Genomic DNA, 13681 nt, shown 5'->3' with positions numbered 1-13681 from the left:
TCACCCGCCCCCAGGAGGACACCCGTGACCGAACGGAGCGCCGCCGACACCACCCGCCCCGCCGACTGATGCACCAGCACCCTCGTCCCCCCTGCCCGCCCGACGGTCCGAAGCGCCCCGCGTCGAGCATGCTCTCGGATGCGCAATCCCGGGGGCCGTCACTCGGTCTGGACACTGTCAGGCACCCCCTCCGCAAGGAGGGGGTGCCGTGGAGGCTTTTACGGGCCCACAGGCCTACCAGTAGCCCTCGCAGGAGTACGAGTTGGAGTACAGGAAGTCACCGACGCACACGCGAACGTTCCGTCCCGTACACGGTGGGGCCGGCCGGGTGGTGGAGGGGGAACGGCGTGGCCGGGCCCGCAGCCGCCCCGGCCCGCCCTTGCTGCCTGACCTGGGCGGGCCGGGCTCAGCCGGTGCCGGGGGCCCCGTCTCCGAACCGGTCGCCTTGCACCGGGTGCACCGGCGCCCTGACCCTGCACCACCCCACCGCCAGTCGCATTCTGACGGGCATCCCGCACTTGCAAGAACAGCTGGTGGACCACCCGCACCCCCGACCCCCGACCCCCGGCCCCCGCACCGCGACCCCGCAGGAAGTTCCGTGGATCGACCGGTCCCACACGTGGCATCATCGGCACCATGAACGAATCCCCCGTACGGAAGGGCGGCCACCGCCCCGTCCGGTGAAGTGGCTCGACGAGGCCGTGGCCTCCGGTGCCACGGCGGCGCCCGCCCACCCCTCCCGTGTCGCGGTCCTCGCCGCGGTGCGCGGCGACCGGTCCGGCCCCGTGGCGACGCGGCTCCTCCAACTCGCCGACTCCTCGAACTTCTTCGTACGCCGTGAGGCCGTGGACCTCCTCCAGACCCTCGCCTGGGACGGGGTCCGCTGGCCCGAGGCCGCCGAAGTGGCGCTGGCCCGGCTCGCCGACCCCGACGACCAGGTGCGCCGCCGGGCCGCCCGGCTTCTGGTGTCCGCCGCCGGGCGTGGTCCGGTGCTCACGGCGCTCGACGAGGCAACCGACCCGGCGGTAAGGACAGCACTCGCCGACGCATTCGGTGCCTCCGCCGTGCATCTGAGGGCCGATCCGCTGCCGTCCGTACGCTTCCTCGGCCACCTGGAGACTCTGCGGACCGCCCCTCCCGCTGACTGGCCCGCCCTGGACACGGTGCTGCTCGCCGACGCCCGGGAGGCGGCACGACACCTCGAAGGCGTCGGACGTCGCTGGGGGTGGGTGCTCGGACGCCTGGGGCGTGAGCGGCACACGTACGCGCTGGTGGCCCGCCTCCTCGCCGACCCGGCCACCCGGGACACCGGTGCCGACCTCGCCCGCAGCGCCTGCCACGACTGGCGGGCGGCACCCGTCGGACTCCTACCCCTCCTCGTACGGCACGGCCGGCGGGAGCTCACCCCGGCCCTGGCGAAGGCCCTCGTCACGGCGTCCATCTCGGAGGCCGCCATGCGCACACACGGCGCTCTCGCGGCCACCGTCCCGTTCCGGCCCTACCGCAGGGCCCGCCGGTTCGCCGCCGGACCGCGCCGGTCGTACGACGGGCCGACCGCCGCGGCGCTGCTCGCTGCCAGGCCGATCGGAATCGCCCGGCTGACGGACGCCCCCGAGATCTTCGGCGCCCTGCTGGACGCGGGACCGCTGGCATTCCGGCAGGCCGCCCAGCTCTACAACCTGGTCTTTCGGCGGCCGGGCCGGATGCAGGCCCGGTGCGCTCCGCTCTGGCTGCGGCACGCGGGCCCCACCGCGCTGCCGCGGCTGCTCGAACTCCTGACACCGCACCTGGGCGACTACACGGTGGGCGAGTACTACCTGGAGGCCCTCGCCCGGATCGGCCACCAGGCACGGCCGGCCCTGCCCGCCGTGACGGCGCTGATCGACCGGCGGACCCGGATCCCCGTCAACGACGCCACCCGGGATGCCGAGACGATGCTGGACGAGCGCCTGCTGGCAGCGGCCGTCGACACCCGCCGCGCGATCCTCGCTGACGGATGGGGCCAGGTCACCGGCCGCCGGAATGCCTTCCCCCACGAGTAGGCCGACCTCATGGAGTGCCCTGGTGCGCTGTCTCGGTGTGACCTGGCCGCCAAGGTATCGGCCCGGGGCGCGGCCAAGGCATCGGCACGCCTCCGGGGGGACCATCAAGGTGAGCAGCCGGGCGGCGGCGGAGCGATGAGTTTGCCCGTCCCGGCCCGTCTTACTTCCCGACAGGACAACCGACTCATTGGGAGCACGCCATGGGCCTCATCTACATCGAGCTGTTCACGACCCTCGACCTCGTCGGGCAGGCGCCCGGCGGTCCCGACGAGGACCCGGTGGGCTTCCCCTTCGGCGGCTGGCAGGTCCCCCTGATGGACGACGTCGCCGGGGCGCAGGTCGACGCCGCGTACGAGGGCGCGGACGCCCTCCTGCTCGGCCGGCGGACGTACGACATCTTCGCCGCCTACTGGCCGCAGGCCGAGGACAACCCGTTCGCCGCGCTCTTCAACAGCATCCCGAAGTACGTCGCCTCCCGCGGCAAGCCCGACCTCCCGTGGGCGGGGTCCACCCAGCTCGGGCCGGACCTGCCCGGTGCGGTGCGCGAAATGCGCGAGCGGCACGAACACGTGAAGGTCGTCGGCAGCCTGGACCTGGTGCAGACCCTCCTGCGCGAGAAGCTGTTCGACCGCCTGGACCTCTGGGTCCACCCGATCGTCCTCGGCACCGGGAAGAAGGTGTTCGACGGCGGCGCGGTCCCCACCAACGTCACACTGCTCGCACCCCCCGTCGCCGGCCCACGGGGCGCCGTCTTCCTGCGCTACGGCCTCGCCGACGGCACCCCCGCCACCGGGGACATGAGCGCCCCCCGCCGCGATGCAGGGAGCGAGGACTGAGACCAGCGGGGCTCGACCGGGGGCGGGCCGGTCATCAAGGAATCGGCGTACGTCCTGGGGCGACCATCAGGTGAACGCCTTCAGCGCCACTGGTGGGACGGTCCGGTCATCGCCGGGAGCGGCAGCGGGCTGCCGGTGGCGGTGTCGGGTCGGGCGGCCGCTCGGTGCGGGCGCGGCGTGGTGCAGGGCGGTCCGCACCCGAAAGCGCCCAAGGGCGGCACCGGCCCCTCCGGTGCCGCCCTTCGCCGTATCGACGGCCCCCAGGATGCGTCCTGGCCGGCCCGCGCCTCGTTCCCTACTCGGGAGGCCGAGCGGCCACGTGGTCCCTCCCGTGCTGCGGGCAGGCCGACGCCGTCGCTACCTGTCGGCGGCCCACGGCGTCGGACACCTTGACGGTGGCGTGCAGCGAGAGAGCCGGGGCAGGGGTGACACACGACGCATCCGGACCGGGGTCGAGCCGGTCAGCGCGAGAGCGGCGATCACACCCCACGCGAGGGCCGCGAGCCCGGCCGCGACCGGCTTGCCGGACCCCTCGGTGCCGGACCAGACCATGGCGACGCTCGGCGGTGCCCGGCACCCGCCCCGCGCTGCGGGCCCGCACCGGCCTGCCCACCGAAGGTGACGATCCGGACGCCGACCTCCCCGACCCCTGGCAGGCATTCCCCACCCCCAGACAACGGCCGGCACCGGGCCGGGCCCACTCGCGCGCGCGGGTGTGCGGTCAGCCCTCGGTGATCCGGGTCCAGGTGAACGGGCCGAAGGAGGTGGAGGTGGTCGGGTTGTGGGCGCCCGGCGTCACGGTCAGCTTCAGCCACTCCAGCGGGACGGTGCTGCCGTGGACGACGATGCGGTGGAAGTTCGGCACCTGGTAGCTCGGGTGGCTGTTCCAGGCGTCGTAGGAGCAGACGCCCTCGTCGCCGGTGCAGGCCGAACCCTGGGTGAGCGGGTTGTCCGAGCGGTAGACGTGCGAGTCGCCCATCAGCAGCAGGACCGGCTTGCCGAAGGCGGTGGTGTGCGAAGCCAGGTTGGCGACGAACGGCTCGTAGTTCGCCACGTGCGAGGCCGGCTTGCCGTCCAGGTCCCACATGTCGGCCTGGGCGGTGACCACCACGCTGGAGACGCCGCCGGCCCGCGCGAGGATGAAGGCGGTGTCCAGCCAGCGCAGGTCGGCGGCGGTGCGGTGGGCGGCCTCGTCGAGTTGCTCCTGGGAGGCGGTCGGCGCCCCGTACCAGGGGTCGGCGTCGTTGTTGGAGCCGCCGGGCAGGTCGACCGTCACGAACAGGGTGCCGTTCTCGACCCACAGCACGTTCTCCACGTACGCGGAGTCCTCGGGGTGCTTCCAGTTCGGCAGTTGGGCCTGCGACAGGACGCGCAGGGTGTCGCTGCCCAGGGTGTGGCCGGGCCGGGCGAAGAACGTCCGGCGGACCAGGTCCAGGTTCTGCGCGGGGTTGCCGGCGGCGTAGTCGACGGGCTGGCCGGTGGCCGGGTCGAGGACGGGGTCGATCCGGCCCGTGGCGGCGTTGTACTTGCCGCCGCCCTCGGCGGCCTTGTGGCAGTCGGACCACTCGTTGTCGCCGGGCGTGTAGACCAGCGGGTCGGCGAAGGTCTTCCAGAGCGCAGCGATCGACCGGTCGTACGCCTCGGTGCAGTACTGCTTGCCGGAATGGATGTCGCCCACGTGGATCACGGTGCTGACGTCCCGGTCTGCGTTGACGGAGGCGATGAACGCCGGGGTCGCCTCGAACTCGGAGGTGTCGGTGGGCGAGGTGCCGTACGGGGCGTCGCCGTACACGGCCAGCGTGAACGGTGCGCGGGCACCGTGCGCGGCGCGGCCGTCGTCCGCCGTCGCCGCGGTGGCCGGCACCACGGTCATCGCGAGGGCGAGGCCCGCGGCCGCGTAGGTCTTGCTGAACATGCTGTCTCCCGATGGGTCGCCCGATTTCGGGAAGCAGTATCGACCGGCCCACACGGTGGCGGGCAACGCCCGGATGAACGGGAGTTCAAGAGCTGACGGGGGCCCAATCGAGTGAGGCAGAGGAGACGGCGGCCTACAGGTGCACCACCGCGTACTTCCGCGGCGCCCCACTGGCCGCCGTACTGCCGCACGCGGTACTGCCCGAGCAGGCCGTCGGCCAACTGGTCACCACCCCGGTGAAGGCCCGGGCCCGCGACCAGGTCGACACCGTACTCGGCCTTGCGCCTGGTGAGCTCGCATGTTCAGGTGCCGCGTGTTCACTGCCGGGGCGTGGTGGAGGGTGCGCTCTCCGACGTCACCCAGCACTCGGTCGACGCCTGGCCCTCCGGCAACCCCGGCACCCGCTGGCTCTTCCCCGGCATCCGCCCGGGCAGCACGTCCCCGCCTCCACCCAGTCCCGGCGCCTGACCGCCCACCACATCCCCATCCGCCCGGGCCGCACCACCGCTGGTCCAACTCGCCCAGGACCTGCCGCCCGCGATCCTCGCGCCCGTGATCGGCCTCCACGTCATCTCCGCCCAGCAATGGTGCCGCCACGCCGCCACCGACTGGACCGCCTACCTGGAAACCCGCCGCTCCAGCAACCCGGCGAACTGAGCACCAGGCCCGCAATCTGCGTCAACTCCGGTCAGGACGCCGGCGGGTGCGACACCCGCCCATGAGCGTCCTGGGCAGGATGACGGCCCGACGCGCCGCCGGGCGCGCCGCCGACGCCGCGATGAAGGTCCACGAAAGAGAGGAACCCCAGCCGACGCACGGCTGGGGTTCCTCCAGGCGGTGAGTGCCGGTCAGCAGGTGGAGTTGCCCACGCCGTAGACCGCTCGTCCATGTGCCGGCAGACTGCACCTGATCGCGATCACCGTTGATCGGGCGGGTCAGCGCTGCAGGGTGAGGACGCCCGGCCGGTACGGCAGCTTCTCGTAGGGGGTGGTGTCCCCCGGCGCGCTGGGGGACCTGCCCTGGTAGAGCATCTGCAGGTTGCAGGGGTCGATGGTCATGGTCTGGTCGGGGTTGTTGCGGACCAGGTCGCCGTGGCTGATGTCGTTGGTCCAGGTGGCGCCACTGTTGGCCTTGCCCGCGAAGGGGTTGCTCTCGGTGGCGGCCTGGGGGGTCCAGGAGCCGTTGAGGCTGGTGGCGGTGAACGAGCGGAAGTAGCGCTGCTCGTTCGCGCCCCGGGCCTCGACGATCATGAGGTACTGGTTCTGGCCCTGGACCTTGTAGACCTGCGGCGCCTCGAACAGGTTCTTCTCCGTGTCGCTCATGACCGTCGTGTACGACGAGCCGAAGCTGCTCGGGAAGTTTCCGATCGGCATGCTCGCCCGGTAGATCTTGCCGTTGTCACCGGCGAAGAACAGGTACATGTTCTGGCCGTCGGCGATCAGGGTCGGGTCGATCGGGACGCCGCCCTCGCCGGCGGGGAAGCCGGCGGTGAACAGGTTCTGCGGCGCGGACCAGCCGTTGGGGTTGGTGGGGTCGCTGGACGTGCGGTAGGTGAAGGTCCAGTTGGTGCCCCACCCCAGTGAGGCCAGTACCCAGATGTTCTTGGGCGCGAAGTAGAACAGCTGGGGTGCCACCGCGCCCTGGTTCATCTTGGTCTGGGTGGCCGTCGCCATGTCCGACCAGTTCGTGAAGGGGCTGAAGCCCATCGAGCCCCAGTTTCCGTCGGAGTACGTCGCGTAGACCAGGTGCTTGCCGTTGTACGTCGTGGTGGTGAAGTCCTTCAGCGCGGCCCACCCGTTCGCCGGCTGCGCCAGCGCACCGGTCGAGCTCCATCGGTAGGTCGACGGAAGGGTGCACGCGCCGCCCGTCGGCGCGGGCGTCGTCGGGGTGGACGACCCGGACGACCTGAAGTTCCAGTGCTGGTTGGCAGCGCCCCAGGAGTCCCAGATCTGGACGGTGGTGCCGTTGGCGGTCTGGTTGCCGGGGGTCTCCAGGGCTCGGCCGCTGGCGACGTTGGTGAGGGTGTAGGAGCCGTCCTTGTTCCGGGCGGCCTTCCAGTGCTGGTTGGCGCCGCCGTTGGAGTCCCAGACCTGCATCTTCGTGCCGTTGCCGGTCTGGTTGCCGGGCTCGTCCAGGACCCGGCCGCTGGCGACGTTGGTGAGGGTGTAGGAGCCGTCGCCGTTCTTGGTGGCCCGCCACTGCTGGTTGGTGGCGCCGCTGGCGTCCCACACCTGGAGCGGGGTGCCGTTGCCGTTCTGTCCGGCGGGCTCGTCGAGGACACGTCCGGCGGCGCCCACGCCGGAGAGCGTGTAGACGGTGCCGGAGTTGATGCCGCCACCCGGGGTGCCGCCGCCGGCGCCGGCCAGGGGGGTGAGGACGGCGTTGTAGGCGGGCTTCTTGTTGCCGTTGTTGTCGAACAGCAGCGCGTTCTCGCCGGTGCGCCAGGAGTCGCTGTCGCGGATGCCCCACACGGTGATGCCGGTGCAGCGGGCGACGGCGAGGCAGTCCTGGACGGTGTTGGTGTAGGCGGTGGCGGACGCCTGGGCGATGTCGAGCTCGGTGATCTGGACGTCCACGCCGAGCGCGGCGAAGCTGGACAGGGTGGTCTGGAAGCTGGCCGGGGGGCCGCCGGCGCCGAAGTGGCTCTGGAAGCCGACGCAGTCGATGGGCACGCCGCGGGACTTGAAATCCTTGACCATGTTGAAGACGCCCTGGGTCTTGGCGTCGGACCAGTTCTCGATGTTGTAGTCGTTGTAGCAGAGCTTGGCCGAGGGGTCGACGTTGCGGGCGGTGCGGAAGGCCTCCTCGATGAAGCCGTTGCCCAGCACCTTCTGGAACACGGAGTCGCGGTGCTGGCCGCTGCCGCCGTCGGCGAACGCCTCGTTGACCACGTCCCAGGCGTAGATCTTGCCCTTGTAGTGGGCCATCTCCTGGGTGATGTGGTTGTTCATCACACCGCGCAGGGTGTTGGCGTCGTTGATGGACTTGACCCAGTCGGGCAGTTGGGAGTGCCAGACCAGGGTGTGGCCGCGCATCTTCTGGCCGTGCGCGGAGGCGTGGTTGACGATCGCGTCGGCGGGGCCGAAGTTGAACGACCCGCGGGAGGGCTCGATGGCGTCCCACTTCATCTCGTTCTCCGGGGTGACCATCTTGAATTCCCGGTCGAGAACGGTGGAGTACGCCGAGTCGCCGAGCCTGCCCGCGGGCACTGCGGCGCCGAAGTAGCGGCCGCTGACGGCCGCTGCGTCGGCGAGCACGGTCGGCGTGCCGGCGTTCGACGTGAACGCGGCCTGGGCGACCAGCGGTACGGCTGCACCTACGGCGGCGAGCACCACGGCGGCGGCGATCATGCGGCGGGTTGTCGGCCGGCGGCGATGAGAGCGGTTCTGATCTGGCAACAGCTTGTCCCTCTGGCGCAGTGGGCCTTGATCTTGGCCACGGTTACCTGTCAGTTGCCGCCACGCACACAAAGGTTGCCGTGATCGGGAGGACTTTTTTTGTCGAGCCGGAGATCGGCGCGGCCCTCATCCCGTCGGGGCGAAGCCGCCCCGGACCGCGAGGGCGCCCGCGGCGGTCCCGGCGTCGGCGCGGTAGGTGTCAGCCTTGACGTTCCGTCAGACACGGCGGGGCCGCAGGCAGTTGAGCTTGCGGCCCCGCACGGGGGTGGTGGGGTCAGGAAGGGTCGCCGTACTGGAGACCGCGTCCGTTGGTGCCGATGTAGACGCGACCGTAGACGTCGGGGTCGCCGGTGATGATGCCGAGGCTGCCGATGGCGCCCCACTGGTGGGCGTCGTCGTTGATGCGGAGCCAGGTGGCGCCCATGTCGGTCGAGCGGAAGACTCCGGTGACGTCCTTGACGGTGCCGATCAGGTACAGGGCCTGGTACGAGGCGCCGGGCGCGGCCTTGCCGAAGCCGAGCGCGGAGGCGGACTGCACCGTGGTGAGCGCGGTGAAGGTGCGGCCGCCGTCGGTGGAGTGCAGCAGCCCCTTGCCGCCGCCGGAGATCCACAGGTCCCCCGCGGTGCCGGGGACGGCCGCGAGCCGGCCGGAGGGCAGGTTGGTGGCGCGGGCGGCGAAGCTCGCGCCGCCGTCGGTGCTGGCGAACAGCGTGCCGCCGGACAGCGAGTAGAAGGTGTTGGCGGAGGAGCGGTCGGCGACGACCTCGGCGTCGGTGCCCAGGCCGCCGACCTTCGACCAGCTCGTCCCCTTGTCGGTCGAGCGGTACGGGACCTGGCCCGCCCCGGTCCAGACGATGGTGGAGCCGTCCGCCGCGAGCGCGACGTGGCCCGCCTGGGCGCTGCCCACCGGCTTGGCCTTGAAGCCGATCCAGTTGAGGCCGCCGTCGGTGGAGTAGGCGCCGTCCTGTTCGCCGCCCCGGCCGACCCGGGCCATGATCGAGGGGTTGGACTGGGCGAAGTCGATGTCGGTGCTGGTGCTCATCAGGGGGTTCTTCAGCCGCCCGGCGGGCACCTTGGTCAGGTCGTCGTACCGGAAACCGCCCTGGTCGCCCATGGAGGTGATGAGGGCGGCGCCGCCGGGCGGGGCGATCGCGTCCGCGAGCGCGGTCTCCTCCAGCCCGCGGGCTCCCGCGGTCCAGTGGCTGGTGCCGCCGCCGTCGGTGGCGGTGGCGTCCTTGCTGCGCCAGATGCCGTTGCCGGTGCCGTACAGCACGTGCCCGGAGTCGAAGGGGTCGATGGCCAGCGCGGTCATCCAGTGCCCGATGCCGGTACCGACGAAAGGAGCACCGGAGGCGTCCCGCACCGACTTCGCGGCCTGGGCATTCCAGGTGGTACCGCCGTCGGTGGTCCGGTAGAGCTCGTCCTCGGGCCACCAGCGGTCGAGGGTGGTGACCATCACCGTGGACGGGTGCTGCGGGTCGACGGCCAGACCGGAGAACCCGTAGCCGCCCTTGGACGGGGAGACGTCCTTCCACGCCCCGCCGGCCGGCGTGTACTTCCACACCGAACCCGCCGTCACGCCGTTGGGCCCGAGGGCGTCGGTGTACGTCAGGTACAGCGAGCCGTCACCGGAGATCACGCCGTGCTGCGGCAGCTGGCCGGTGGGCTGCCCGGAGACGGCCTGCCAGGAGTTGCCGCCGTCGGTGGAGCGGTACAGGGACGTGGACTTGTCGCCGACGCCGACGTAGACCGTCTTGCTGCCGGCCGGGCCGTACGTCACGAAGGAGATGCCGCCGCCGCTGCTCGCCCCGTCCTTGACGGGGAACGAGGAGACCTGGCTCCAGGTCGCACCGCGGTCGGTGCTGCGCCACAGGCCGTTCTTACGGGTGCCCAGGAGCAGGGTGTCGTGGTTCGCGGGGTCGATCACCAGCCGCTCGCCCGCCCCGCGGCCGTCCTCGTTGCCGCCCAGCTTGAACGGCAGATCGGTGCGCTGGAAGGTGCGGCCCCGGTCGGTGGAGCGCAGGATCGCGGAGTTCCCGGCCCAGTCGTTGGTGTAGGTGCCCGCCGCGAGGTAGAGCCGGTCGGGGTCGACCGGATCGGTGGCCAGCGAGTCGATGCCCAGCAGGTTCCAGTCCTTCTCGCCGATCCAGTCGGTCAGCGGGATCCACTGCTCGGCCCCGGTGTCCCAGCGGTAGGCGCCTCCCATGTCGGTGCGCGCGTACAGCAGGCCCTTCTCCTTCTGGTTGAACACCAGCCCGGTGACGTAACCGCCGCCCACGACCTGGGCGTTCTTCCATGCGTACGATCCGGACCCGGTCTGCCCGCCGCCGGACCCGGGCTCCAGGCTCCCGCCCGTCTTCACCAGCTTCCACTGCTGGTTGCTGCTGCCCTGGCCGGGCCACTGGATGATCTGCGCGCCACGGTCGTTGGAGTATCCGGAGACGTCCAGGACCTGACCACTCTTGCGGGAGGTGAAGGTGACGGCCTCGGAACCGCTCACACCGTCGATCCGCCACTGCTGGGAGGCGGAGGAGCTGTCCGTCTGCTGCTCGGCGGCAGCCGCCCGGGCGGTCGAGCCGCCCGCTATGCCCAGCACCTTGCCGCTGTTGCGGTTCACCAGCTCGTAGTAGCCGTCCCCGGTGGGCCTCAGTCGCCACTGCTGGTTGGCGGTGTTCTGGTCGGTCCACTGCTGGATCCGGGTGCCGTCGGCGGTGGAGAAGCCGTTGACGTCCAACACCTGGCCGCTGCGTACGGAGACCAGCCTGTAGTAGGCATCGCCGTCGACCGTCGCAGCCTGGGACTCCTCGTGTGTGAACACGTAGTACGACCCGACGACGAGGGGCACACCGACCAGCAGAGCGGTGGCGTTCAAGCGACGGCGGTGACGCCCGCGGCGCCCGCCGTTTGGGGGGTTGCTCATGGGTAGACGTTCTCCTTGCGAACCGTGCATGAGAGGAAGGCGGATCCGGACACCGGTACTGGCCGGATCTACTTCCTTGTGGTCGCAGGCTCCGCAAAAGGTTGCCGTGAGCCGGAAACTTCTTCAGGGCACCTCGTGGTGAGGGCCGGCGTCCTCACAAGCGGCTCAAGAACACGGCTGAGTGGTCACATCGGATGCGGACGTCGTCGAGCGGCTCACCGACCTCGTCGGCAAGGGACTTCGCGGGTGAGCCCGGCCGGGCGCCGGTGGTCGTTCCCCTCGGGGCCGGCCGTCTACTCGCCGTCAGGATCGGACTCGGCGGCGCCGCCCGGGGCCACCGCGGAACCCGGAGCCACCGCGGAATCCGAGTAGAGGATGTCGCGGGCCTGGACCTGCTGGTCGATCGCTCGGATGCGCCGTTCCACCGCGGTTGGGCGGCGTTCTCGGCTGCCGGCCAGCATGTCGGCGCCGTCGTACACCCACTCCTCGAGGTCCCCATCCTCGGGCAGGGGCCCGAACCCGCGGCGCAACTCGTCCGCCATCTCCTGTGCCACGCGGACGAAGGCGTCGCGGACGGCTTCCTCCGGCACAGGCAACCCGGCGCCGAAGGCCCGCAAAGCGAGGTAGGCACGGTCGGCGCCCGGCCGCCGGTTGCAGGCAAGCCAGACGACCAGGTCGACCAGCCGGTCATCGGCCGTCGAGGAGCTGCCGCCGACAGGCCTGCCGGGGTAGTTCCGCTGGTTGGAGGGGAGCAGCGGGTACGGACGGCTGCGCCAGCGCTCAAGATGGCGCGCCGACACCCGGGCGCCGTGCTGCGCCGCTGGGTCGATCAACCGCTGGTCGGGCGGGGCTGGGGGAGGTTCTGGCCATGGACTGAACGTAGCGCCGCGCTGTGCCCTCTGGCGGGGCTGTGACGAACGCTGACCGGCGGTCCAGGGCCCGGGAGTTCGAGCTGTGACCGTGGGCCGTCGGCTAGGCAAGGATCGCGTCGTCGTTCGTGCTGGCCTTCCCGACGACTCCTGCAGGCTCACCCCCGGCCGGGGTGTATAGCGCTTCCGCAGCGGCTGCGGCCTCCTTCAACACGGTGGCCACCGCGGACAGGAAACGTCGGGTCAGCGTCGAAAGGCATGGTGGGGGTCATAGCGGGCTCCCTGAATCTGATAAGAGCGGGACGGTGTCGGATGGTATTCCCGGCCTCTCATCTCGAAGGCAGAAGCCCTCATCGTTAGCAATAGGTGCATGGGTTTCACTTGTATAGTTCCCGTCATGCAACTGGATCTGAATCTGCTCACCGCTCTGGACGCGCTGCTGGAAGAAGGCAGCGTGGCCGGGGCCGCAGCCCGGCTTCACGTCACCGCACCGGCGATGAGCCGCTCGCTGGGCCGGATCCGCAAGGCCACCGGCGACCAGATCCTGGTTCGCACCGGACGCCACATGACGCCCACCCCCCGTGCCCTGGCCATGCGCACCGAGGTCCACGCTCTGGTACAGCAAGCTCACCAGTTGCTGTCCGCCCATGCCGACCTCGACCTGGCGGGCCTGGAGCGGGTGTTTACCGTCCGCTTGCACGACGCCCTGACCACTGCCTGCGGGACGGCCCTCGTCGCCGCGGTGCGCCGCCAGGCCCCGGGGGTGAGGATGCGTCTCACGGTCGAACCCGGCCACGACACCCCTGAGCTGCGTCGCGGGGAGGTCGATGTGGCCTCAAGTGCCAGCCCGCCGTCTCAGCCCGCCATCCGTCACCGCCTCATCGGCCAGGACAGGATCATCCTCGCTGTCCGGGCGGGTCATCCGCTCACCGAAGGGCCGGTGACCGTCGAGCGGTACGCGGCGGCCGATCACGTGGCCGTCTCCCGGCATGGAAGCCTGCGCGACCGGGTCGACGAGCTCCTCGCCACCCTCGGCCACGAGCGCCGTGTCATCGTCTCCGCCCCCGCGACGGACACCGCGCTGCAGCTCGCCCGTGACGCCGAAGTCGTGGTCACCCTCCCCGACGCGGTCACCCGCTCCGCCCGTGACCAGCTGGGCCTGACCACGCTGCCGCTGCCATTCGACCTGCCGCCCGTACCTCTCTATCTGCTCTGGCACCAGCGTTACGACGACGACCCCGCTCACACCTGGCTGCTCAACACAGCGACACAGACCCTCCAGGACCTGTTCACCACCCCCCACACCTTTGACCAGTAGCGTTCCGTCAACACAACCGCGATGGGCCTGGGGACCATTGCGAGGATCGCGACTGTAAAGCCGCTCGGCTTTGTCCCGTCGTCGGTGGCAGCAGCGGGAAGGCAGACCAGGTGCCGGTTCCCCTGCATGCGCGCCGGCCCGCCGTCCGCGCGAAACCCAGGCCGCGCGTGCTCACCAGAAGGCGAGTTCCCGGAAGGCGCAGGGGACGTCGGCCAGGGCCGACGATCACGGATGTTGCAGATCTCGTGGGCCGGCATGCCAAGCGGCTGGTGGTGGGCGAGGTGCATACGCCGGTGGCGATCTTCGTGATCTCGCGGCGCTCGGGCGGCGTGAACGTCCTGGCCGCCCGCCCTTGTACTTCGGTAGGACGAGTCGAAGCCGTC

Annotated in this window: 8 protein-coding genes; 4 read left to right on the top strand and 4 right to left on the bottom strand. The window is 71.1% G+C overall.

Going from position 1 to position 13681, the window contains the following annotated elements; translation table 11 throughout:
• The first annotated feature begins 680 nt into the window (after window positions 1–680).
• On the top strand, window positions 681–2042 hold the full coding sequence (locus ACZ3YO_RS17170) for a hypothetical protein (protein WP_465569848.1): 1362 nt from the start codon (window positions 681–683) through the stop codon (window positions 2040–2042).
• A gap of 200 nt (window positions 2043–2242) precedes the next feature.
• The gene (locus tag ACZ3YO_RS17165; RefSeq protein WP_465569847.1) at window positions 2243–2878 is read left to right on the top strand and encodes a dihydrofolate reductase family protein; all 636 of its coding nucleotides are present in this window, start codon (window positions 2243–2245) and stop codon (window positions 2876–2878) included.
• A gap of 721 nt (window positions 2879–3599) precedes the next feature.
• Here the strand turns inward: ACZ3YO_RS17165 and ACZ3YO_RS17160 are convergent.
• Window positions 3600–4793 (bottom strand): hypothetical protein, encoded by a 1194-nt coding sequence (locus tag ACZ3YO_RS17160; RefSeq protein WP_465569845.1) that lies wholly within the window; start codon window positions 4791–4793, stop codon window positions 3600–3602.
• Between the two features lie 306 nt (window positions 4794–5099).
• On the opposite strand from ACZ3YO_RS17160, the gene ACZ3YO_RS17155 reads away from it, so the two are divergent.
• Window positions 5100–5261, top strand: coding sequence for a hypothetical protein (locus ACZ3YO_RS17155; protein ID WP_465569843.1), 162 nt, complete (start codon window positions 5100–5102; stop codon window positions 5259–5261).
• Between the two features lie 467 nt (window positions 5262–5728).
• On the opposite strand, the gene ACZ3YO_RS17150 is transcribed toward ACZ3YO_RS17155, so the two are convergent.
• The 3 genes from ACZ3YO_RS17150 to ACZ3YO_RS17140 form a co-directional block, all read right to left on the bottom strand.
• Window positions 5729–8143 carry a non-reducing end alpha-L-arabinofuranosidase family hydrolase gene (locus ACZ3YO_RS17150; RefSeq protein ID WP_465569841.1) on the bottom strand — a complete coding sequence of 805 codons (2415 nt, stop codon included), beginning with the start codon at window positions 8141–8143 and terminating at the stop codon, window positions 5729–5731.
• 322 nt (window positions 8144–8465) lie between these two features.
• The gene (locus ACZ3YO_RS17145; protein WP_465569840.1) at window positions 8466–11111 is read right to left on the bottom strand and encodes an RICIN domain-containing protein; all 2646 of its coding nucleotides are present in this window, start codon (window positions 11109–11111) and stop codon (window positions 8466–8468) included.
• A gap of 293 nt (window positions 11112–11404) precedes the next feature.
• Window positions 11405–11944: a hypothetical protein gene (locus ACZ3YO_RS17140; RefSeq protein ID WP_465569838.1), complete on the bottom strand. Its 540-nt coding sequence runs from the start codon at window positions 11942–11944 to the stop codon at window positions 11405–11407.
• Between the two features lie 433 nt (window positions 11945–12377).
• Here ACZ3YO_RS17140 and ACZ3YO_RS17135 point away from each other — a divergent pair, with 433 nt between their 5' ends.
• Window positions 12378–13298 carry a LysR family transcriptional regulator gene (locus ACZ3YO_RS17135; RefSeq protein WP_465569836.1) on the top strand — a complete coding sequence of 307 codons (921 nt, stop codon included), beginning with the start codon at window positions 12378–12380 and terminating at the stop codon, window positions 13296–13298.
• Window positions 13299–13681 lie beyond the last annotated feature (383 nt).

Source organism: Kitasatospora sp. NPDC022785 (assembly GCF_055561295.1).
The sequence above is the reverse complement of the archived record's forward strand: the minus strand, read 5'-3'. Positions and strand labels throughout refer to the sequence as shown.